We start from the raw sequence: 21,204 nt of genomic DNA on the forward strand, positions 1-21,204 counted from the left end.
AGGCACCCTACTGCTCCTTCTGCGTCCTGGCCCAGGCCTTGGCCTAGCGTATTTGCCCTGCCCGCCCCTATCATAGAAAAGATGACCACTTATGACCGCACCACCCTGCGGGCATCTTCACCATTAAGGACACCACCCATGACCTATACCGTCAGCGACTACCTGCTTGACCGCCTTGCTTCTCTAGGCGTAGCCGAAGTATTCGGCGTACCCGGTGACTTCAACCTGCAGTTCCTTGACCACGTTATCTCCAATGAAAAGCTGGACTGGGTAGGTACCGCCAACGAATTGAACGGCGGTTACGCAGCTGATGGCTACGCCCGCATCAAGGGTATTGGCGCACTGGTCACTACCTACGGTGTCGGTGAGCTTTCTGCCATCAACGCCACCGCAGGCTCCTACGCCGAGCACGTGCCGGTAGTGCACATTGTTGGTGCTCCTTCTAAGGACGCCCAGGCTGCACACCTGGCCATGCACCATACCCTGGGCGACGGGGACTTCACCCACTTCCTCCGTATGGCCGAAGAGGTTTCTTGTGCCGTAGCAGATTTGAACCACGCTACCGCAACCACCGAGATCGACCGTGTTCTGCGCGAAGTAATGATTCAGAAGCGCCCCGGTTACATTCTGCTGGCAACCGACGTGGCCCGTGTTGAGGTAGAGCGCCCCACCGAGCCCCTAGAAATCCCTGCCGCTCTCTCATCTGCTGGGGCAACTGAGGCTTTCCGCACCGACCTGGCTGAGGTTCTGCGTGGCAAGAAGACCACCGTCCTGGCTGACCTGCTGGTACACCGCCTAGGTGCCCAGGGCAACCTGACCCAGATGCTTGAAGCTACCGGCCTGCCCTATGCAACCCTCATGTGGGGTAAGACCCTGGTTGATGAGTCCAAGCCCGCCTTCGCAGGTATCTACGCCGGTGTGGTCTCTAGCGACCGCACTAAGGACGCCGTGGAGCAGGCAGAGGCCCTCATCTGCGCCGGTGTGACCTTCACCGACACCACCACCGCCGGTTTCTCACAGAACCTGCCCGAAAACACTGTCTTCTTGGACGCTCAGACCGCCAAGATTGGCCGCAAGACCTACGCACCCCTGACCCTGGATGTTGCCCTGGATATTGTGCGCGAGGTAGCCCTAGAGGTTAAGGCTGAGCCCAAGCCCCTGCTGGACTGGTCAGCTGAGGGTCACGAGAATGTAGATCAGGACGCCCCCCTCACCCAGGACGCCCTCTGGTCACTGCTCTCTCACGAGCTGTCACCGGGCAACATTGTGGTCGCTGAGCAGGGCACTTCCTTCTTCGGTATGGCTTCACGCCGTTTCCCCGAGAACTCCAAGTTCATTGGTCAGCCCCTGTGGGGTTCTATCGGTTACAGCCTCCCGGCCCTGCTGGGTGCGGCTATGGCCGACCGTGAGGCCCGCGGCGTCCTGCTCATTGGTGATGGCTCAGCTCAGCTGACCATCCAGGAGCTGGGTACTGTTCTGGAGCACAAGCTCAACCCTGTAGTGTTCCTCATCAACAACGATGGTTACACTGTTGAGCGCGCTATCCACGGCCCCACCCAGGCTTACAACGACATCCGCGGCTACAACTGGCAGATGGTTCCTGCGGCCCTGGGCGCAACCGAGGACGATGTTCTCACCCTGCGCGTCTCCACCGCCGCTGAGCTGCTTGAAGCTACCGAACTGACCAAGAAGACCCGCGACAAGATGGTCTTTATCGAGGTGCTCATGGGTAAGGACGACGTCCCCGCCCTGCTGGCTGACGTTGCCGCCGCCCTCACCAAGGCTAACTCCTAAGGTTTATTAGCCTCCCCTGTTTATCACGAAACCCGCAGCTTTAGCTGCGGGTTTCGTGGCGTTTGGGGGGCTGGCCAATGACTATAGGGAATTTTGGGAGTGTAGAAGCTTTTACTTCTGCACGAAGTAGAGGCGCTTGTTGACGAATTCGTCCATGCCGTAGGGGCCAAGTTCGCGCCCATAGCCGGAGTTCTTCACACCACCGAAGGGAATTTCGACGCCCTCACCGGCGGGAGTGTTGACGTTGACCATGCCAGCCTCAAGCTGCTGGGCCAGGCGGCGGGCGCGAGCCTCGTCCTGGGAGAAGACGGCACCACCTAGACCGTACTGGGTGTTATTCGCCAGCTCGATAGCTTCTTGGTCGCTCTCAACCCGGTAGACGGTGGCAACGGGACCAAAAAGCTCCTGATAGTAGGCCTCAGAGCCGACGGGCACATCGGTGAGGACGGCTGGGGAAAGGTAGGCGCTTTTCTCATCCAGGAGCTGCCCACCGGTATGCAGGGTGGCACCGGCTGCCACGGCGGCATCCAGCTGCTTTTTAAGGTTTTCAGCTGCTGATCGGGATGAGAGGGGCATGTAGGTTTTTTCCGTGGCTTCAGTGGGTTTGCCCGGCTTCATAGCCTCAGCTTGTTTGACGAGTTCAGCCACGAACTCTTCGTAGATGTCGCTCATAATGATTATGCGTTTGTTGGAGTTGCAGGCCTGGCCGGTGTTGTACATGCGCACGGCCCAGGCGGTGGCGGCAGCTTCAGCGACATTGTCAGTATCCAGCACAATGTAGGGGTCTGAGCCGCCTAGTTCCAGCACAGCTTTTTTGAGGTTGCGCCCGGCGATAGCGGCCACAGTGGCCCCGGCGCGTTCGGAGCCGGTGAGGGAAACGCCCTGAATGTGGTGGTGGCCGATCATGGTTTCGATCTGGTGGTGGCTTGCGAAAACTGCCTCGTAGGCGCCGTGGGGTAGCCCGGCGTCCTTCATGATGTCAGCGATGGCGAGCGCTGAGGTGGGGCAGATTTCGGCGTGTTTGAGCACGATGGTGTTGCCCAGCATGAGGTTGGGGGCGGCGAATCGGGCGACCTGGTAGTAGGGGAAGTTCCAGGGCATGATGCCTAGTAGGGCGCCTAGGGGTTTGCGTTGGATGTAGGCCTCAGAATTTTTAGTTTTTGAGGGGATGGGTTCGTCTTTGAGATGGTCGGCGGCGATTGTGGCGTAGTAGGTGAAGATAGCGGCGGAAAATTCTGCTTCTTCGATGCCTTCTGCAATGGGTTTACCCATCTCTTGGGCAATAATTTCGGCTAGTTTCTGTTTGCGCTCTTTGAAGAGCTCGGCGATACGGCCCAGGGTAGCGGCGCGTTCTTGGACGCTGGTAGTGCACCATTCTAGGTAGGCGCTGTGGGCGCGTTCTAGGGCTGCGGTGGCTTGCTCGTCGGTGAGGGTGTCGTAGGTTTCGAGTACCTCGCCGGTGGTGGGGTCTTCAAGTCGGTAGCTCATGGGTTTAGCTCCTTTGTGTTTGTAGGTTGGGGTTGGGCACCTGCCCTGCCCACGCAAAACTGGTGGTTAGTTCCCCGCGGCCTTGCGGATTTCTTCGATGAGGATGTCTAGGGCTTGGTTGAAGAGTTCTTCTGGCATGGTCAGTGGGGGTAGCAGGCGGATGACGTTGCCGTAGGTGCCACAGGTGAGGATAAGGACGCCGCGTTGGGCGCAGGCTGTTGCGATGTTTTTGGCGGCGGTGGGGTGGGGTTCCTTGGAGTCGGATTCTGTTACGAATTCGATGGCGAGCATGGCGCCGCGGCCGCGGATTTCACCGATGATATTGAGTTCATCGGCCAGGGGGCCGAGTTTTTCGCGGGTGATGTTTTCGATGCGGGTGGCGCGGGAGTTGAGGTTCCAGTCTTCCATGGTTTCGATGGTGGCTAGGGCGGCGGCGCAGGCGACGGGGTTGCCGCCGTAGGTTCCGCCTAGACCGCCGGGCTGGACCTTGTCGAAGAGTTCGGTGCGGCCGGTGACGGCGGAGAGGGGCATGCCCCCGGCGATGCCTTTGGCGGTGGTGATGAGGTCGGGTTCGATGCCTTCGTGGTCGGAGGCGAACCAGCTGCCGGTGCGGCAGAAGCCTGCTTGGACTTCGTCCGCTATGAAGATGATGCCTTTGTCGCGGGCCCAGGTGACCAGTTCGGGCAGGAACCCTTCGGCGGGGACGATGAAGCCGCCTTCACCTTGGATGGGTTCGATGAGGATTGCGGCGACGTCGTGGGAGCCGATTTGTTTTTCGATCATGTCGATGACGCGGGCGGCGGCTTTTTTGCCGTCTGTGGTGCCGTCGCGGTAGGGGTAGCTCATGGGGGCCCGGTAGATTTCGGGGGCGAAGGGGCCGAAGCCTTTCTTGTAGGGGGCGGCTTTGGCGGTGAGGGCCATGGTGAGGTTGGTGCGGCCGTGGTAGGCGTGGTCGAAGACGACGATGGCGTTGCGGCCGGTGGCGGCGCGGGCGATTTTGACGGCGTTTTCGACGGCTTCGGCACCGGAGTTGAAGAGTACGGTGCGTTTGTCGAAGTTGCCGGGGGTGAGCTGGTTGAGCTTTTCGGCAACGGCTATATAGGCCTCGTAGGGGGTGACCATGAAGCAGGTGTGGGTGAAGTGGGTGACGGCTTGGCGTACGGCTTCTACGACTTTGGGGGCGGAGGCACCGACGGAGGTAACGGCGATGCCTGAGCCTAGGTCGGCGAAGGAGTTGCCGTCGACGTCGATGATGATGCCGCCATCGGCGTCTGCTGCGTAGATGGGCAGGGTGGAGGCTACGGAGCCTGGGACGCTCTTGGTGCGGCGGGTGGTAAGTTCAGCGGATGCGGGGCCGGGGATGGCGGTGGTGAGTTTGATCTGTTGGGGTAGGCGGTAGGTGATGTCGGCCATGGCTGGGTTTCCTTTGCTGAGGTTTTTGTGTAACTACAAAAAGTTGGGGCCTTACTTGGTGTAGGGGTTGCGGATGCCGATGTACTGGGTGGATGAGTATTCGTCGATGCCTTCGGCAGCGCCTTCCCGGCCTATGCCCGATTGTTTGACGCCGCCGAAGGGGGCTGCCGCGTTGGAGATAACCCCGGCGTTGAGGCCCATGATGCCGAATTCTAGGTGGTCACTGGCGCGGTAGAGGCGGTCGATGGATTCGGTGTAGACGTAGCAGGCTAGGCCGTATTCGGTGTCGTTGGCTAGCTTGTAGGCTTCGTATTCGTCTGTGAAGGTGAGGATGGGGGCGAGGGGGCCGAAGATTTCTTCACGGATGACGCGGGCGTTGAGGGGAACATCTATGAGTACGGTGGGCTGGTAGAAGTAGCCTGTCCCCTCGCCCTTTTCGCCGCCGGTGAGTACCCGGGCGCCTTTGGTGAGGGCGTCCTCAACGAGGTCAACCATGGTGTCTTGGGCTTTTTTGTTGATGAGGGGGCCGCAGGTGACGCCCTCGTCCAGGCCATTGCCGACCTTGAGCTCACCCATTTTTTCGGCGAACTTCTGGGAGAATTCTTCGGCCAGGGATTCGTGCACGATGAAGCGGTTGGCGGCGGTGTAGGCTTCGCCGATGTTGCGCATCTTGGCGGCCATGGCACCGGCGACGGCCTGGTCGATGTCGGCATCTTCAAAGACCAGGAAGGGGGCGTTGCCGCCGAGTTCCATGGAGGTGCGCAGTACCTTGTCGGCGGCTTGTTTTAGCAGGTCTTTGCCTACGGCGGTGGAGCCGGTGAAGGAGACTTTGCGGAGGCGCGGATCGCTCATGAGGGGCTTAGAGATAGCGGCAGCTGACTTGGAGGAAACGACATTGAGGACGCCGGCGGGCAGGCCAGCATCTAGCATGGTCTTAGCGAAGTATTGGCTGGTGAGTGGGGTGAGGCGGGCAGGTTTGAGCACCATGGTGCAGCCTGCTGCGATGGCGGGGGCGACTTTGCGGGTGCCCATGGCTAGGGGGAAGTTCCAGGGGGTAATGAGTAGGCAGGGGCCCACTGGTTTGCGGCGGGTGATCATGCGCAGGTTGCCTTCGGGTGCGTCGAGGGAGCGGCCGTAGTGGCGGGGTGTTTCTTCGGCGAACCAGCGTAGGAACTCGGCTCCGCACTTGACCTCACCGAGGGCTTCGGCGTAGGGCTTGCCCATCTCTAGGGTCATGAGGGTGGCGAATTCTTCGGCGCGTTCGGTGACAAGTTCGAAGGCGCGGCTGAGGATTGTGGCGCGTTCGCGTGCGGTGGTGGCAGCCCAGCCGTGCTCGCCTGCTTCTTTTTCTGCTGTGCAGGCGGCATCGAGTGCGGCTAGGGCGTCTTTTTCACCGGCGGAGGCTAGGGTGGCGAGGGTTTCGCCGGTGGCGGGGTTTTCTACGGTGAAGGTTTCGCCTTGTTGTGCTTCTGTCCATTGGCCGCCGATGAGTAGGTCGGTGGGGACTTTTGCTAGGAGTTCTTTGATGTTTACGGTCATGGCTGGGGCACCTTTCACACACCACTTATGTGGTGAGGGTCTCAGATAGCTTTTCTTCTGACCATCTTACGCCCCCTTCACCCCCTAAGGTAGCCCACCTCACACACCCTGGTGGGGTGGGCGTCCACCCACCGCTTATAGTTGAGCGTACATAAGGAGGGCTGGTGCCCCATGAAACCCATGGGGCACCAGCCCTCCTTATTCCCTGCAAGGCAATCTCTTACCTGAGCTGGCGTGACTCCCTATCTCACGCCGCCGGTCAGCGAAGTCGCAGCTTTACATTCTGCTGGGGCCAACAACCCAGTTAACAGTATGAGAACCTGTTGCGTCAGTGTAGATTGCCTGTCGAGTAGTAGTAAGCGTATTCCGGCTAAGAGAACACACTTCTTCACGGAAATTCAGGAAGTAGCCGGTGCAGAAACCACTACCAGCGACATCATCAGACATATCAACGGGAGTTCCGTCGCCCTTGTAGATCAAGGTGATGGAGGTAGAGGTGGTGGAAACGATAGACCAGCCTGGCTGTAGCTGGGTAGGATTCGTCCATTTTGTGGTACCTGCAGTAGATGCGCCACCGCCCTCAAGAGGTGCATCAGTAAATGTGACGGGACGAGAAAAAGTATGAGTGACGGTGAAAGTATCGATGACGACGCTTCCGGGAGTCGTTGGATCAGATTCAACCCACCACCCAACAGAAGTATCAGGATCTCGGAGACAGTTTGAGTCGGTGGGAGTCACTGCGGCATCACAGCAGAGAGTGTCGATAAAACCTTCTCGAGGGTTGGTGGTGGGGTTGCAGTTATTAGGCTGGCGCATAAAAATTTGCTGGTAGGAACGCACCGTGCCAACCCCCAGCTGACCTGTGGGTGAGGAGGCGGCCATAGCCGGAATGTTTGAGGCCGCGACGACAACAGGTGCCGCCCAGGCAGCACCGCGCACCAGGGCACGACGATTTAATGTGGTAGACATATTTTATTTTCCCCTAAAAGTGTTTGAGTAGAAATTAGCATAGCACCCACACCGATGTACTCAGAGAAATTCCAAGAAAGGTGAGAAGGATTTCTCATCCCATCAGCCCCACACCTAACACATTCCCTTCCTGAGCCTATTAGCTGACCTTTTCTGTGGGCAGCCGCAGGCGTAGGCTTATAAGGCATACGATTCAACGAATGGAGTAGCAGTGGCACGCTCACCAAAAGACACCCTGGGCAGCACCCCCCTTGAAGTTTTCATCCCTGCAGCCGGTGAAAACCCGGACGACCCCGGCGACACCCAGCGCGAGATTTTCCTGGCAGCAGCCCAGGAACTCCTCAATGAGGGCCTAGATATTGCCGTCTACTCCACCGACTCCTACCCCTCTGCCTTTACCGACTGTGAACCGGTAGCCGACCAGCTTGCCATAGCCGGTTCTGAGGTCTTACCTATCTTGCTCGTTGAGGGGCTGGTGAAGGTCTCCTACATGTACCCCACCGCTGAGCAGCTACGCCGTTTTTCACGGTTTGGTGAGGTCAAGCAGCCCAAGGTTAAGGCTGCGGCGGCTGCCTGCGGCACCGGGGGCGCGAACGCCCCTACAACGGTTCCTCTTGCGGAGCCGGCCGGGTTTGCGGCCGTTTTGGCAGGTGTGACCCCTCAGCCTGCCGGTGGCCCTGAGATTGGCGACCGTATCAACCTGCTAGGCGGGCACGATTCGGCACCAGCTTCACAGGGTGCCTCTGGTGGCGGGTGCGGCGGCTCTTGCGGGTGCGGCCACTAGAATAAGGCCAACACACATTTTTCTAAGGAGTAGCTGATGATTGGTGCACGCGTAGAGCACAAGGATGAGTTCTTTATTGCGGGCTTCCGTGAGACCGTCAAGCAGGGTTCGGGCATTAGTGAGCTTTGGAAGAAGCTCACCGACCACGCCGAGAAGCGGGGTGTCACCATGCCTGAGGTGCGCTCTGTGGGTGTAATTATGGGCATGAATGCAGTCGGCGATTTTGACTACATGGCCGGAATTCTGGTGAAGAATCTAGAAACCGCGCAGGGTCTGGGCCTTAATGCCCTGAAGGTGGAGGGCGGCGAATTCGCTGTTACTCAGGTTGAGGGCCCTGTACCTATGAGCACTATGGCCGGGATCGATCACCTGATGGGCACTTTCCTGCCCGCTTCAGGTTTCAAGCCTAACGGCCCAATCTTTGAGGCTTACGGCCCCGGTGACCCGTCCGCCGATGATTTTCAGTTGCAGGTCTGGGTGCCCGTCACTCTTAGCTAGCTTGCAGGAATTCGTTGTGGGCATGCTTTGCTTATCCTTCTGAGCATGCCTCACTATACGAAGCAAAAAGCATAAAGAGGATTCACAGGAGCTAATCGATATTTGCCTGAAGATTCAGTGATAGAAATTGTGATGATGGCGAAGCGGAATGGTCAGCATCTTCCCCGACACTTTCTCTTGAACCCCTGGAAGAGTAGCATAATCTACTAGCCCTTGGGCCGAGAAAAAATCAGCAAACGAAATTGATGACAGCTGGGTTGGATTGAACTCTGTTATGGGTTGAAGATACTCATTATTAGGCACGCTACCGGGAGGAAGAACTCGTACATCCCCCACAGTGTCAGCCCCTACCGCTAAGAGGAGAGAGAGCTCGTCATCTTTAGATACTTTCAGTGTATTTCGTAAGCTCGTCAGACGACGACCTTCGGGTAAAAGACCTGTAAAAAACGGAGGCAGAGCACCAGCTTGATAGATAAATGGTTCATCCGTAAGAGGTTCTTCCGGTAAGAACGTATCGTTTCCCCCAACTCCACAGCAGCTCCTAACCGGCAGAATATTGCCGATTAATGAGAAGTGTAGCTCAACAGATTCTCACTTAACACAAAGAACCCCTCTCTTGTGCACCCGCAGACAACTGTGGGCTATAAGAGAGGGGCCTATGTAGTTCGAAGCCTAGCTGACCATGCCTCGCAGGGCGCGTAGGGCTACCTGCAGGACGGCCAGGCGGGGGCGGCCCTCCTCATCGGGGGCTGCTTGTTGAATGTCTGCCAGCATGGAGTCTACGCGACTGGTCTGGACGGGGTGGTTTTGGGTCCAGCGGGCCACCGCCTGGTCGCCGGTTTCGTCCCCTGAGATGAAGCGATCCCCGGCTTCTTGTACGATCTTCAACGCCAAGGTGGCGGTGATTTCGTAGAGTCCCTCACGCAGGGCTGAGCGGGCTAGGGTCTCCCAGCGGTCAGCGCGCGGCAGCTCGGAGATCGTGGTGAGGAGCATGTCAATCTGGAAGCGGTCGTAGACCGAGTAGTAGACGCGGGCTACCTGCTCAATTGACAGCCCGTGGCTTTCAGCGATGCGTACTACATCCATCAGGGCGAAGGCTTCAAAGCCGCGGATCCAGTTGACGATGAGTTCCTCGGGGAACTCCCAGGCTTCACCTTGGTTGCGCAGGGCGCGGACGCGGGCGCGGGTCTGATCAGCGAAATAGTCGTTGAGTGAGGGGATGAGTTGGGCTACTGGTTTGAACCGCTCGATCATCTGGTCGATGGGGGTGCCTGCTAGCACTGATTGTTCGGCGGCGAACCAGCGGGCCAGGCGGTCCAGGATGCGCTGCCAGTCCCTGATGGGTGCCTGCCAGCCTTCTACCGGGGTAGAGGCAGGAAGTTGGCGATGCAACCGTGCAGAGTTGCCAACCCCGAATGTTTCACGTGAAACGTAGAAGGCGCGTGCTAGAGCGTCCACGGGCATGCCTGTCTCTTCCATAGCGCGGAAGGCGTAGGTGAGACCACCAATATTGACGATTTCGTTAGCGACCTGGGTGCAGATAATCTGCTTGCGCAAGGGGTGAGAGTCAAGGTGCTCACCAAAACGCTCCACCAGCGCAGGGGGGAAGTAGCCCCTCAGCACCCGCTGTAAGTAGGGGTCATCAGCAATATCAGTCTTCTCTAGCTGCTCTGTCAGATAAATCTTCACATAGGCCACCAACACCGCCAGCTCAGGGCCACTCAGGGTCTCCCCTGTCGCATCGTAGCGCTCACGAATTTGAGCGTCCGTAGGCAGGAACTCCACTGCACGGTTGAGCCCGGCCTTTTCTTCCAAGTCCTGAATGAGGCGAATGTAGCCTTCCATGCCAGGGGCGGCGTAGTGGCGTTCTGCCTGCAAGAGCACATTTTGCTCTACGTTCGTGAGCAGAACCTGGGCGCCGACGTCCTCCCGCTGAGCCTCAATGAACTCTGCGCGCTCATCTGCAGAGAGCTCACCGGCAGTCACCAGACGATCCACCAGAATCTTGATGTTCACCTCGCGGTCAGAGGTCTCTACACCGGCAGAGTTATCAATAGCATCAGTGTTGATGAGAATACCCTTGCGGGCAGCTTCGATACGGCCAAGCTGGGTAAAGCCCAAGTTGCCGCCTTCGCCCACGATGCGCGCCCGCAGGTCAGCACCATTGACGCGGATAGCGTCGTTGGCCTTATCCCCTGCAGCCGTGTGGCTTTCCTCCTGGCTCTTCACATAGGTGCCGATACCACCGTTGTAGAGCAAATCCACAGGGGCAGTAAGAATGGCAGACAGGAGCTCGGTGGGGGGCAGTTCGGTGATGTCCTCTTCCAGGCCCAACACAGCGCGAACCTGCTCAGATACGGGGATGGACTTAGCGCCACGGGAGTAGACGCCGCCACCGGCTGAAATCAGTTCAGGGTTGTAATCCTGCCAGGACGAACGGGGCAGGTTGTAGAGGCGCACACGCTCTTCGAAAGAAGCCGCAGCATCGGGGTTGGGGTCAAGGAAAATATCGCGGTGGTCAAAGGCAGCGACCAGGCGGGTGGCACGTGAGCGCATCAGCCCGTTACCGAAAACGTCACCGCTCATATCGCCAATACCAACGGCAGTGAACTCTTCGGTTTGGCAGTCGATACCCAGTTCTGCGAAGTGGCGTTTGACCGATTCCCAGGCGCCGCGGGCAGTGATGCCCATGGCCTTGTGGTCGTAACCCACTGACCCGCCGGAGGCAAAGGCGTCACCCAGCCAGAAGTTGTAGTCGGCGCTGATAGCGTTGGCGGTATCTGAGAAGGAGGCGGTTCCCTTATCTGCAGCAACGACCAGGTAGTAGTCGTCACCATCGCGGGCGATGACGCGGGGGTTGTGCACTACGGTTTCGGTGCCATCTGCTGCGATGCTGAGGTTATCGGTGACATCGAGCAGGGAGGCGATGAAGACCTTGTAGGATTCGCGGCCCTCGGCAACCCATGCGTCGCGGTCGGCAGCCGGGTTGGGCAGTTGCTTGGGGTAGAAGCCGCCCTTGGCGCCGGTGGGAATAATGACGGCATTTTTAACCATTTGGGCTTTAACCAAACCGAGCACTTCGGTGCGGAAGTCTTCGCGGCGGTCAGACCAGCGCAGGCCACCGCGGGCTACAGCACCAAAGCGTAGGTGCACGCCTTCAACGCGGGGTGAGTAGACAAAGATTTCATAGGTGGGCCGCGGTAGCGGTGCGAAGTCAATCTGGCCCGGTGCCACCTTGAGGGAGAGGGCGGGGCGGCCCAGGTAGGCGTTGGTGCGCAGGGTGGCTTTCATGACGGTCGCTAGGGAGCGCATGAAGCGGTCAACGTCGAGGGTGGGGATGTGGTCTAGTACCTTGCCAAGTTCCGCCCAGACTTCTTCGCGGGCTTCTTCGCGGTGGTCATCATTTTCAAAGGGGGTGTCGGGGTTGAAACTGGTGGAGAAGTATTGGGTGAGCAGGCGGGTGGCCTGGGGGTGGGCTAGCAGGGTGTCAGACATGAATTCGGCGGTGTAGACCTGCCCGAGCTGCACCAGGTAGTGGGTGTAGGCGCGCAGGACGCGCACCTGCTCCCAGGTGAGGGATTCTGTCAGGATGAGGCGGTCGAGGGTGTCTGATTCGCGCTGGCCGAGCAGATAGGCGTTGAGGGCGTCCTCGTAGAGGCCTGCAATTTTTTGGGAGTCAACTCCTGCTGGTAGTTGTACGCCGAAGTCGTAGAGGGAGAAGGAGCGTCCGTCTGCGGGGGTGATGTCGTAGGGTTTTTGGTCGATAACTACGAGGCCCATGTTCTGCATGATGGGTAGTAGCTCGGTGAGAGTGTGAGCTGAGGCCAGGTAGGTTTTGATGCGGGTGCCTTCAGCGTCATCAATGATGCCGATGGCGGCGGGTTTGCTAGGGCTGAGGGATTCGAAGATGACGATGTCTTCTACTGCATCAGCCACTTCGTAGTCAGCCTGGTAGGTGGCAGGTACAGCATCAGCCCAGTCGTAGGAGGCTTGGCGGGCTTCTTGGGCGGTGCAACCGGCCTTGAGGGCGGCTTTTTCTACAGCGGTTGAGGTCGCTTCGGCCCAGGAGCGGGTGGCTTGTTGCAGGCTGCGCTCTATGGTGGCGGTATCGAGTACCGGGACGATGTTGGGCGTGCTGAGGCGGATGCGGAAGAAGATACGCACCAGAGATGAGGTGGAGAGGTGCACCTCGTAGTCGATGCTTTCAATCTCAATATATTGGTGGAAGACCGACTCTAGGCGGCGGCGCACGTGGGTGTTGTAGCGGTCGCGGGGTAGGAAGACGGTGGCTGAGACGAAGCGTCCGAAGGCGTCGGGGCGGAGGAAGAGGCGGGTGGCGCGGCGCTCTTCTAGGCCCATGATGCCGCGGAAGGTGTCGGTGAGTTCGTTGAGGTTAGCGTGGAGCAGTTCCAGGCGGGGGTAGTCTTCGAGGATTCCGGTGAGGGCTTCATCGGAGTAGGAGCCGGGCTGGTAGCCCAGGTCGCGGCGCATGCTGGCGATACGTTCACGAATGAGGGGGGTTTCTGCTGCGGGCAGGGAGTAGGCCTGGCTGGTGAAGAGCCCTAAGATGGCGTATTCGCCGATGATGGTACCTGATACGTCGATGTCGCGCACCCCGATGTAGTCCAGGTATTCGTGGCGTTGGATGGTGGAGCGGGAGTTGGCTTTGGTGATGTAGAGGGGTTTGGGGTCGCGGGCGTTTTTTAGGCCTAGACCGGTGAGGACGATGGGCTCACCTTTTCCGGTGTCGGAGAGAATACCTAGGCCAGAGCCCTCACGGTCGGTCAGAAGCACCTCCCCTGAGTGGTTTGAGATGTCTCGTTCTTTAATGCCCACGAAGAGGAAGTTGCCGTGGGTGAGCCAGCGGAGGAATTCTTGTACTGTTTGTGGGTTGGTGGCGGGGTCGGCGTCCGCACTAATGGATCCGGTCTTGCTGAGGGTCGCACTCAGGGGGTTGGCCGTGTGTTCCCCAATTTTTTGGGCGATTTCTAGGGTTCGGGCAGCCATGGCCTGGTTGTCGTGGGCAGCGCGGCGCACATCGAGTAGGACGGCGCGGATTTCGTTTTCGAGGCGGCTGGCTTGGTCGGCGGTCAGGTGGCGGGTCAGGCGCACGGCAATCCAGGATTCAATGGCGGGTTTGGTGCTGCCGTTGGTTGTCTGGGGCAGGGTGGGAAGGGAGATGGTGTCGCCGCTGGCTACGGGCTGGGGGGCACCGGTGCCTTGGAGGCTGGTGAGATGGCCGGTTGCGTCTCGTTCTGTGATGAAGGTGGGGTGGATCAGCCCTGCGATGCCGCCCCAGTTGCTGGCGATTTGGGCGGTGACCGATGAGACCAGGTAGCTGGTGTCGTCGGTGATGATAAAGAGGGTGCTGCCGGTGTGGTCATCCTGGTGGACGGTGACTAGTTCTTGCCCGCTGTGGCGGGTGGCGGCTAGCTGGTGGTGGGTTTGGGCGAGCTCGGTGAGTTGTTCCCCGGTGAGTCCTTGCAGTTCTTCGGCTGAGCTGTGCCGGTAGTATTCGTTAATCCAGTCTTTGTCTGCTGACCAGGTAACTGAGTGGGTGTTGGTGAGCAAGGATTTGCCTTTCTCTGGGGTGTGGGCCGGGGCGGGGTCATACCGCAATGCCTGTGGTGTTCCTCATACGAGCTTCCTTTAATAGTAGTCTCGAACACTCTAAGAGTGAATCCTGGGCCATTACTGCCGTGTTAATCTTCTGAACCACTTGTGTTACAGCTCTTTTGGAAAATTCCCAGAATGGCACTCCCAGATATCTCTGGCTCCTCTCTTCATATACGAGACATAAAATCTCATATTGCGAAGAAACTGTCGTTCAAGGGCCCCAAGCAATCGTATGCTGGAATTTCACCCCATCCACCCGTTGCACCCACGAAGGGCTAAGAATGTCATCGACCAGCAGCTCACAGCTTTTACCCAAGGTTCTCCACACCTATTCCCGCTACCTCCTCCAGCTAGGAGCGAGCTTCACAGAAGACTTCATGGCTCAGGCCCTCTCTGATAACCCCAGCATCACCGCAGGTATCACCGACATTTTCACCACAGGCTTTGACCCCGATCTCACCGAGGATAAGGACGCCCGCCGCGCCAACCAGCGCAACCTGGCTCAAGGCGTCCGCGCCGACATTGAGCAACTCAAGGACGCCGACACCCAAGACTTCTTCACCCAGTTGCTTGAGGTCGTCCTGGCAACCGTGCGCACCAACGCCTACCAGGATAAAGACACCATCGCCCTAAAAATCTCCACCCGCGACATCTCCTTTGCGCCCCTACCCAAGCCCCTCTTCGAAATCTTTGTTGAAGGCCCAGCCCTAGAAGGCGTACACCTACGCTTTGGCAAGGTAGCCCGCGGCGGTCTGCGCTGGAGCGACCGCCCTGAGGACTTCCGCACCGAAGTGCTCGGTTTGGTCAAAGCCCAGGTCACCAAAAACGCCGTCATTATCCCCACCGGCTCCAAGGGCGGTTTCGTACCCAAGAACCTGCCCGACCGCGATACAGAGCAAGAAAAATACCAGCAGATGGGCGCGGACGCCTACAAGCTCTTCATCGCCTCCCTGCTCGATGTCACCGACAACCTAGTCACTGAGAACGGCAAGAACACCATCGTGCACCCCGAGGCAGTTATAGCCCTCGACGAGGACGACCATTACCTAGTCGTTGCCGCAGATAAGGGCACCGCCACCTTCTCAGACATGGCCAACAGCATCTCCCTAGAACGCGGCTTCTGGCTAGGCGATGCCTTCGCCTCCGGCGGCTCTGTCGGCTTCGACCACAAAGAAATGGGCATCACCGCCCGCGGCGCCTGGGAATCCACCAAGCGCCACTTCGCCGCCCTAGGCCACAACTCCCAGGCCCAAGACTTCACCATGGTTGGCATCGGCGGCATGGCCGGCGACGTCTTCGGCAACGGTGCCCTGCTCTCAGAGCACATTCGCCTCATTGGTGCCTTCGATTCCCGCCACATCTTCATCGACCCCAACCCCGATGCGGCCACCTCTTTCGCAGAGCGCAAGCGCCTGTTCGGCCTCCCCCGTGCCTACTGGACCGACTATGACCATGACCTCATCTCAGCTGGCGGTGGTATCTTCTCCCGCAAGGACAAGGAAATCCCCGTCACCGACCAGATGCGTGAAGCCCTCGGCCTGGAAACCTCAGCCGAAGCCCTGAGCGCCGACGAACTCATCGTCGCCCTCCTCAAAGCCCCCGTAGATTTGCTCTACACCGGCGGAACCGGCACCTATGTGCGCTCCACCGAAGAAAGCAACAGCCAGGTCGGGGACCCCGCCAACGACAAACTCCGCATCACCGCCCCCGAGCTGCGAGTTCGCGTCATTGCCGAAGGCGGTAACCTGGGCCTCACCCAGCGCGCCCGCATCGAAGCAGCAGCAGGCGGAATCCTCATCAACACCGACGCCATCGATAACTCAGCCGGTGTGGAAACCTCCGACCGCGAAGTCAACCTCAAAATCCTCATGGACCGCGCCATCGAAGCAGGTGACTTCGCTGACTCTCACCGCGCAGACTTCATCGCCACCCAGGTCGAAGAAGTAGGCCGCCGCGTCCTGCGCTCTAACCTAGAGCAGAACACGCTCTTGCAAGCAGAACGCACCGAAGTTTTCAACACCAACAGCATTGCCGGCGAATTCATGGACTACCTGACCGAAACCGTGCACCTCAACCGGGAGGTCGAACTGCTCCCCTCCGAGGCAGACCTGGCAGACCGGGCAGAAGCAAACGTCCCCCTAACCGGCCCAGAGCTCTCAGTGCTGACCGCCTACGCCAAAATTGATCTGACCGCCGCACTTCTTGAGGGCAACTACGCCGACGAGCCAGACCTAGACCTCAACGATCTGTTAGCCGACTACTTCCCAGCCGCCGCTACCGAAAAGTTTGCCCCCTACTTTAACCAGCACCCCCTGCGCAGCGAAATCATTGCAACCCGAGCAGCCAACCGCATCATCAACCACACGGGAATCACCTTCGTGTACGAGATGAAGAAAAAGTACGGGGCCTCAGCCAACGATATCGCCCGCGCCTTCCGTGCAGCCCGCCTAGAAGCAGGTGCCCTACCCGATATCAACGACAAGGGCGACTTTGAGGCCTGGGTTGAAGAAGCCCTGGCCCTGCGCGAGGCTATCGAAGCTAAGCTCGCCGCCGCCTAATACGGCCCACTCCCCCACCCCAAAAGACGCCCGCCCTAGCTTATATAAGCTAGGGCGGGCGTGCGCTTATTGCTGATTAAAAGCTAGTATCGCAACCAAATTCATATATCATATTTTATAAATATTGTCATATACGCTATATTAAAATTATTTGATGTAACGTATACACACTTGTGTGAAAGCGGAAAAGAGCAATGTCAGAGCATACTATCCATGGCTTTTTGCAAGAGATCGGTAGCGTCCTTCTTCAAGCCTCAGCTTATCCTCAGCAACCTCGTAACCACTCTCACCAACTGTGGAAGTTAGAACTTCCCAGCAACCGAACCGTCACATTCTCTACCCATCTTTTTGAAACAGTAGGGGCCTCACAGATGCTACAGCTTACCTCCCTTGAGGGCCCCAACCACTACAACAAATCTGATAACGATACTTCGCCTTGCCTCGTCATAGCCTCAACCATCACAGCGAAAGCGCGCGAACAGCTCATACGCACAGGTAGCAGCTACATCGCCCTCCATCAAGGTTCTGCCTACTTAGATGGCACCTTCTATCAGCAGAAACATGCAGTCAGCAGCTCGGGTAAGACACCCCGCCCCCTGCCCTGGAATCTCTATGCCTTGGCTCGTTTCATCATTTTCTCCCCAACCATTCCCCATCAGCAAGAGATAGCCGACATACTCAATACCACCCAGCCCACCATCTCACGCACTTTCAGCCTCTTACGCCATAACCTCAAACAATTCGATAGTTCCACCTCCCTTACCCAAAAATCAAACCTCTTGAGCTGGCTTGAACACGTTTACCCTACCAAGCATGATTTCACGATATATTGGTCCTCTTCAGCGCCCCTTGCTCAGCAAATTAAAACCGTTCAGAAAGTCCTATCAGCAACAGGTACCCCTTCAGCAGTAGCAGGAGTAGCAGCCAGTGACATGTATTCACCATGGAAGCACCCTCAAACAGGCCTAATACTCACTTCAAAAATTACTGATTTCGAAGAGGAGGGCTTTTTCGAGAGCTCACCAGAAAAAGCAACTATGCAGATATCAATACCGGCTGACCCTACACGTTTTACTACTGCACAATGGTGGAGCGATGAGTCTGGCCTCCCAGGAATCTACACCGACCCCGTTGATACCTATCTAACCTTACTACGCAGTAAAGAAGCAGATATCCGTGAAGCTGCTCAGATACTCAAAACCAAAATACTAGAAGGGGTTATGAAGTAATGTCAGAATCCGAAATTCCAATTACGCTCACTTCCACAAGTAAGGCTGAGAGCCTCGCACATGAAACACTACTCCTTGTTGCACAAGCATACGCCGGAAGAACTGACTATCGAATCATTGGAGGTCAGATGGTCATGCTTCTCCAGAAGATTTACCCTCTACCAGAACAAACTGAGCCCCGCTTCACCCTCGACACAGATGCTGCCCTAGGTAATACTGAAACGCCTCTCAAAGAGAACACCTCAGTTCTGGAACTCTTGGAAAAGGCAGACCAGCAATTAATCCGCGTAGGCTTCACTAAGGCAGGTGGTTCTGCATACACACGGGGTCAACACGGCACAGACAGTTATCAAGAGGTAAATTTTCTACAGCCCTTCAATGCCAACCCTAAAGCGGGGAAGATTCAAGCCGCGCGGATTCCTCTTGCCGATGAAGATAGCCTACGCCAGCTTGACTCCCTCTTCGAATTAGAGCATGTTCTCACCGTTCCACCAGTTCGACTCAAAGTATATTTTTCAGATTTTGAAACCACAGCAACTCTATGTATTCCTCCAGTTGAACAGGCTGTCATTCTAAAAACCTTCGCCACCGCAGGTAGAGGTTATCTCGATAGAGATCTCAAAGATCTCAGGTCACTCCTACTGATACGAGAACATTTTATGAGCATTCCCTGGGGCCTTCATCGTAAAAATCTCATTGGGTTACGTAAAGATACCGCGCACCAGTTGCATACAATAAGTGCGCGATTAAGACGAAAAAACGTTGATGGTTTCAACCGCAACGACCGTAATGAATTACGACAGCTTATCGGCCAGAATGTAACTAACCCCGCGGCATGAGAAAGCCCTAAGTTTCCTTTCTACAGAAAGACGCCCGCCCTAGCTTATATAAGCTAGGGCGGGCGTCTTACCTTTAGAGGTTAGCTATTCGTCTCCGGGGTTTTCCTTACTGGGGTTGGGGGCAGAAGGGTCCCAACCTTGGGCTTCAAGTTGTTGTGCCACCGCACTCGAAAGTGTCTTGGCATACTGTACTGTGAGGTGGTTATTGTCCATATACAGCGCTACATTTCCTATTACAGGGCCGCAGTATTCCTCAGGGCAAAAATAGTTTGATAAATCCACTTCGTAGACATTAGAGAAGCGCTCGAGCATGGGCTGGGCAGGGTTCGTAGATGCTAATACCTGCGACTGTGGAACTGTGCAACTCGAGGTATTTTCGCGCTGGGAGCACTCAAACATGTTCTGCGCAAATCGTGGGTTATCACGGACAGATATGAGTTTACCCCCGTAGGATTCCGCAAAACTCGCAACAGCATCGATTCCGCTGACTGGCCGCTCATCAGGGATACCATCTTGAGGTCGGGTAGAGATTACCGCAAGGTAGGTGGGCTTCAAGTGTTGGATTTCGTCAAGAGCACGCGCATTGTAGCTTTGACATGCAGCATCAGCTGTAGGACCAGCAGTTGAGTAGCTTTCTTCTGGAACAGTCAAACGACACCAGGGTTTAATCATTAGAATAACTGTGGCGTCGTCGGGGATTACTTCTTCAAATAAGGGCAGGGACTGCTGGCTATGCGAATCACCTGCAAATACAAAAGTAGGTGCATCAGGGCTTATCTTTGTTTGCATCACATAGCAGTATTCCTCAGCCTCTGGATTGTTGAGACTTGAGTTTTCCATACCGGGGTAGGAATTGCACTGCTCACCGCTAGAGGTATCAACCCACCCTTGATCACGAATAAGGGGGATGGGAGGATTCTGGTAGCTCTTAGTCTCACCTATAGCTAGAGCACCGGGGAACTGTAAAGTTCCTGCAAGGGAGGCACTGTGTGCCCATATAGTGGTTTGAACATCTAGCCATCGCGTACCGCCGGCAATGAGGCCACCAACTAGGGTAAAGCACACCGCAATCACAGCCACCGGACGCGCCCAGTAGCTTCGGGCGTCCTGTTTTTTAAGGCTCCAGGGAGCCTCGCTGTGCGTTACCTGTTGCAAGGACCGGCGGCTGGGTTTTTTCTCCCATGCCCGGAGGGGCTTCTCAACCACATTATGCAAGACCCAGGCAACCCCGATAGACGAGAGAATCACCAAAGATCCGTCCAACCATCCGGCCTTAGGCTCCCCGATAGCGGTGGTGTACAGAATGAGGATGGGCCAGTGCACCAGGTAAAGGCAGTAAGAAATTGCCCCCATCTTCTGTAAAGGCTTAACGGAGAGAAGGCGATCTACACCGAAAGGCGAACCGGTCTGACCAGCAGCAATCACAAAAGCGCCCGAGAGCAAGGGCCACAGAGCCAGATAGCCAGGGAAAGCTTTCTCAACGGGTAGGAGCCAGCCACAGGTAATAAGACCAATTATGCCTACCCAGCCCATGGGCACCTTGAGCCAAGAGGGAACACGCCAAGCCAGCATGAGCATAGCCAGCAGGGTACCGGCTGCAAATTCCCACAGACGGGTGCGGGTGTCGAAATAGGCGAAAGACTGGTTCGTGGAAGTCTCAAGTACCGAAAAAGTCAAAGAGGTAACAAAAACTGTGCCAAAGATAAAGAGGGCGGTAGGGAGCACCTTAAGGCGTAGGTAGCCCACTAAGAAAGCAACAAAGGCAAAGAGCAAGGGCCAGATGATAAAGATTTGCCCCTGCATAGAGAGGGACCAGAAATGCTGGAAAGGGGTTTTTAGGGTGGCATCTTGGGCGTAGTAGTCCACCGAGGTGAAGGCCAGGCGCCAGTTGAGGAAGTAAAAGAGGGCTGCTTTAGCATCGGCCAGCAGGGACGCCCAGCGAGAGGGGGCGATGATGAAGTAGGCGGCTACTAGAGTTGTGAAGATAACGGTTGCGGACGCTGGTAGGAGACGCTGGAAAACGTGGAGCCAGTAGCTGAGAACCTTGAGGGGTTTACCGCCCTGAATCTTGCGTAAGGAGGAGAGCGAGAGCAAGAAGGCAGAGATGAAGAGGAATACATCCACACCGCCGGAGACCTTACCGAACCAGACGTGGTACATCACGACAAGGAGAACCGCCAGTGAGCGGAGCCCTTGAACTTCTGGCCTGAATTTGGGTTGCTCAATGAAGCTACCCAGGGGCTTATGTCTGTGGCTCATTTTCGTCATCTCTTCCCACTACCTACAAGGACCTGAGCAAATAAAGTATGCCAAACCAGCAACTGAGGGATTCTATCACAGTGTCATGTTCAATCGAGATCGAAGAGATGTCGCAAAATTTCAAATTATCCAAGGTTTCGCTCATCACTCTCTTATGAGGCTTATTCAAAAGTCTCCCCAGCCGCAAAAAACACCAACCCCCGCACCAGAAGAAAACA

The 21,204-nt window shown here is 56.9% G+C and carries 13 protein-coding genes; 6 read left to right on the plus strand and 7 right to left on the minus strand.

Translation table 11 applies throughout. The features are described 5' to 3' along the window. Window positions 1–138: 138 nt before the first annotated feature. Window positions 139–1,794: an alpha-keto acid decarboxylase family protein gene (locus ACEE09_RS01690; RefSeq protein ID WP_449081504.1), complete on the plus strand. Its 1,656-nt coding sequence runs from the start codon at window positions 139–141 to the stop codon at window positions 1,792–1,794. Window positions 1,795–1,905: 111 nt separating this feature from the next. Here ACEE09_RS01690 and ACEE09_RS01695 read toward each other — a convergent pair whose 3' ends face one another. From ACEE09_RS01695 to ACEE09_RS01710, 4 genes are all read right to left on the minus strand, one after another. After that, window positions 1,906–3,282 carry an NAD-dependent succinate-semialdehyde dehydrogenase gene (locus ACEE09_RS01695; RefSeq protein WP_449081506.1) on the minus strand — a complete coding sequence of 459 codons (1,377 nt, stop codon included), beginning with the start codon at window positions 3,280–3,282 and terminating at the stop codon, window positions 1,906–1,908. 66 nt (window positions 3,283–3,348) lie between these two features. After that, the gene (gene gabT / locus ACEE09_RS01700) at window positions 3,349–4,695 is read right to left on the minus strand and encodes a 4-aminobutyrate--2-oxoglutarate transaminase (RefSeq protein ID WP_449081507.1); all 1,347 of its coding nucleotides are present in this window, start codon (window positions 4,693–4,695) and stop codon (window positions 3,349–3,351) included. Between the two features lie 51 nt (window positions 4,696–4,746). Beyond that, window positions 4,747–6,234 (minus strand): NAD-dependent succinate-semialdehyde dehydrogenase, encoded by a 1,488-nt coding sequence (locus ACEE09_RS01705; protein WP_449081509.1) that lies wholly within the window; start codon window positions 6,232–6,234, stop codon window positions 4,747–4,749. Window positions 6,235–6,510: 276 nt separating this feature from the next. Next, entirely contained in the window at window positions 6,511–7,203 is a 693-nt protein-coding gene (locus tag ACEE09_RS01710) for a hypothetical protein (RefSeq protein WP_449081511.1), read from the minus strand. Between the two features lie 211 nt (window positions 7,204–7,414). On the opposite strand from ACEE09_RS01710, the gene ACEE09_RS01715 reads away from it, so the two are divergent. Both ACEE09_RS01715 and ACEE09_RS01720 read left to right on the plus strand, forming a co-directional pair. Then, window positions 7,415–7,987, plus strand: coding sequence for an arsenic metallochaperone ArsD family protein (locus tag ACEE09_RS01715; protein ID WP_449081513.1), 573 nt, complete (start codon window positions 7,415–7,417; stop codon window positions 7,985–7,987). Window positions 7,988–8,023: 36 nt separating this feature from the next. Continuing rightward, the gene (locus ACEE09_RS01720; RefSeq protein WP_449081515.1) at window positions 8,024–8,485 is read left to right on the plus strand and encodes a GyrI-like domain-containing protein; all 462 of its coding nucleotides are present in this window, start codon (window positions 8,024–8,026) and stop codon (window positions 8,483–8,485) included. A gap of 114 nt (window positions 8,486–8,599) precedes the next feature. Here the strand turns inward: ACEE09_RS01720 and ACEE09_RS01725 are convergent, their stop codons facing one another. Together ACEE09_RS01725 and ACEE09_RS01730 are read right to left on the minus strand one after the other, a co-directional pair. Next, complete coding sequence (locus ACEE09_RS01725; protein WP_449081644.1) at window positions 8,600–9,049, minus strand: HipA N-terminal domain-containing protein; 450 nt, start codon at window positions 9,047–9,049, stop codon at window positions 8,600–8,602. A 108-nt stretch (window positions 9,050–9,157) separates the two neighbouring features. Then, the gene (locus ACEE09_RS01730; protein WP_449081517.1) at window positions 9,158–14,056 is read right to left on the minus strand and encodes an NAD-glutamate dehydrogenase; all 4,899 of its coding nucleotides are present in this window, start codon (window positions 14,054–14,056) and stop codon (window positions 9,158–9,160) included. A 326-nt stretch (window positions 14,057–14,382) separates the two neighbouring features. On the opposite strand from ACEE09_RS01730, the gene ACEE09_RS01735 reads away from it, so the two are divergent. The 3 genes from ACEE09_RS01735 (at window position 14,383) to ACEE09_RS01745 (ending at window position 18,727) form a co-directional block, all read left to right on the plus strand. Beyond that, window positions 14,383–16,659, plus strand: a complete 2,277-nt coding sequence (locus tag ACEE09_RS01735) for an NAD-glutamate dehydrogenase domain-containing protein (protein WP_449081519.1) — start codon at window positions 14,383–14,385, stop codon at window positions 16,657–16,659. A gap of 194 nt (window positions 16,660–16,853) precedes the next feature. Continuing rightward, window positions 16,854–17,888, plus strand: coding sequence for a helix-turn-helix domain-containing protein (locus ACEE09_RS01740; RefSeq protein WP_449081521.1), 1,035 nt, complete (start codon window positions 16,854–16,856; stop codon window positions 17,886–17,888). Then, window positions 17,888–18,727 (plus strand): hypothetical protein, encoded by an 840-nt coding sequence (locus tag ACEE09_RS01745; protein WP_449081522.1) that lies wholly within the window; start codon window positions 17,888–17,890, stop codon window positions 18,725–18,727. The genes ACEE09_RS01740 and ACEE09_RS01745 overlap by 1 nt, the downstream gene beginning before the upstream one ends. Before the next feature lie 84 nt (window positions 18,728–18,811). Here the strand turns inward: ACEE09_RS01745 and ACEE09_RS01750 are convergent, their stop codons facing one another. Next, entirely contained in the window at window positions 18,812–20,986 is a 2,175-nt protein-coding gene (locus ACEE09_RS01750; protein ID WP_449081524.1) for an acyltransferase family protein, read from the minus strand. Window positions 20,987–21,204: the final 218 nt, after the last annotated feature.

The sequence above is a fragment of the Rothia sp. 88186D007BW genome (assembly GCF_053544215.1).

What these genes read in the sequence shown, in the direction of transcription:
- ACEE09_RS01690 (WP_449081504.1), top strand. Translation starts at nt 139, where the DNA reads ATGACCTATACCGTCAGCGACTACCTGCTTGACCGCCTTGCTTCTCTA.
- ACEE09_RS01695 (WP_449081506.1), bottom strand. Translation starts at nt 3,282, where the DNA reads ATGAGCTACCGACTTGAAGACCCCACCACCGGCGAGGTACTCGAAACC.
- gabT (WP_449081507.1), bottom strand. Translation starts at nt 4,695, where the DNA reads ATGGCCGACATCACCTACCGCCTACCCCAACAGATCAAACTCACCACC.
- ACEE09_RS01705 (WP_449081509.1), bottom strand. Translation starts at nt 6,234, where the DNA reads ATGACCGTAAACATCAAAGAACTCCTAGCAAAAGTCCCCACCGACCTA.
- ACEE09_RS01710 (WP_449081511.1), bottom strand. Translation starts at nt 7,203, where the DNA reads ATGTCTACCACATTAAATCGTCGTGCCCTGGTGCGCGGTGCTGCCTGG.
- ACEE09_RS01720 (WP_449081515.1), top strand. Translation starts at nt 8,024, where the DNA reads ATGATTGGTGCACGCGTAGAGCACAAGGATGAGTTCTTTATTGCGGGC.
- ACEE09_RS01735 (WP_449081519.1), top strand. Translation starts at nt 14,383, where the DNA reads ATGTCATCGACCAGCAGCTCACAGCTTTTACCCAAGGTTCTCCACACC.
- ACEE09_RS01740 (WP_449081521.1), top strand. Translation starts at nt 16,854, where the DNA reads ATGTCAGAGCATACTATCCATGGCTTTTTGCAAGAGATCGGTAGCGTC.
- ACEE09_RS01745 (WP_449081522.1), top strand. Translation starts at nt 17,888, where the DNA reads ATGTCAGAATCCGAAATTCCAATTACGCTCACTTCCACAAGTAAGGCT.
- ACEE09_RS01750 (WP_449081524.1), bottom strand. Translation starts at nt 20,986, where the DNA reads ATGAGCCACAGACATAAGCCCCTGGGTAGCTTCATTGAGCAACCCAAA.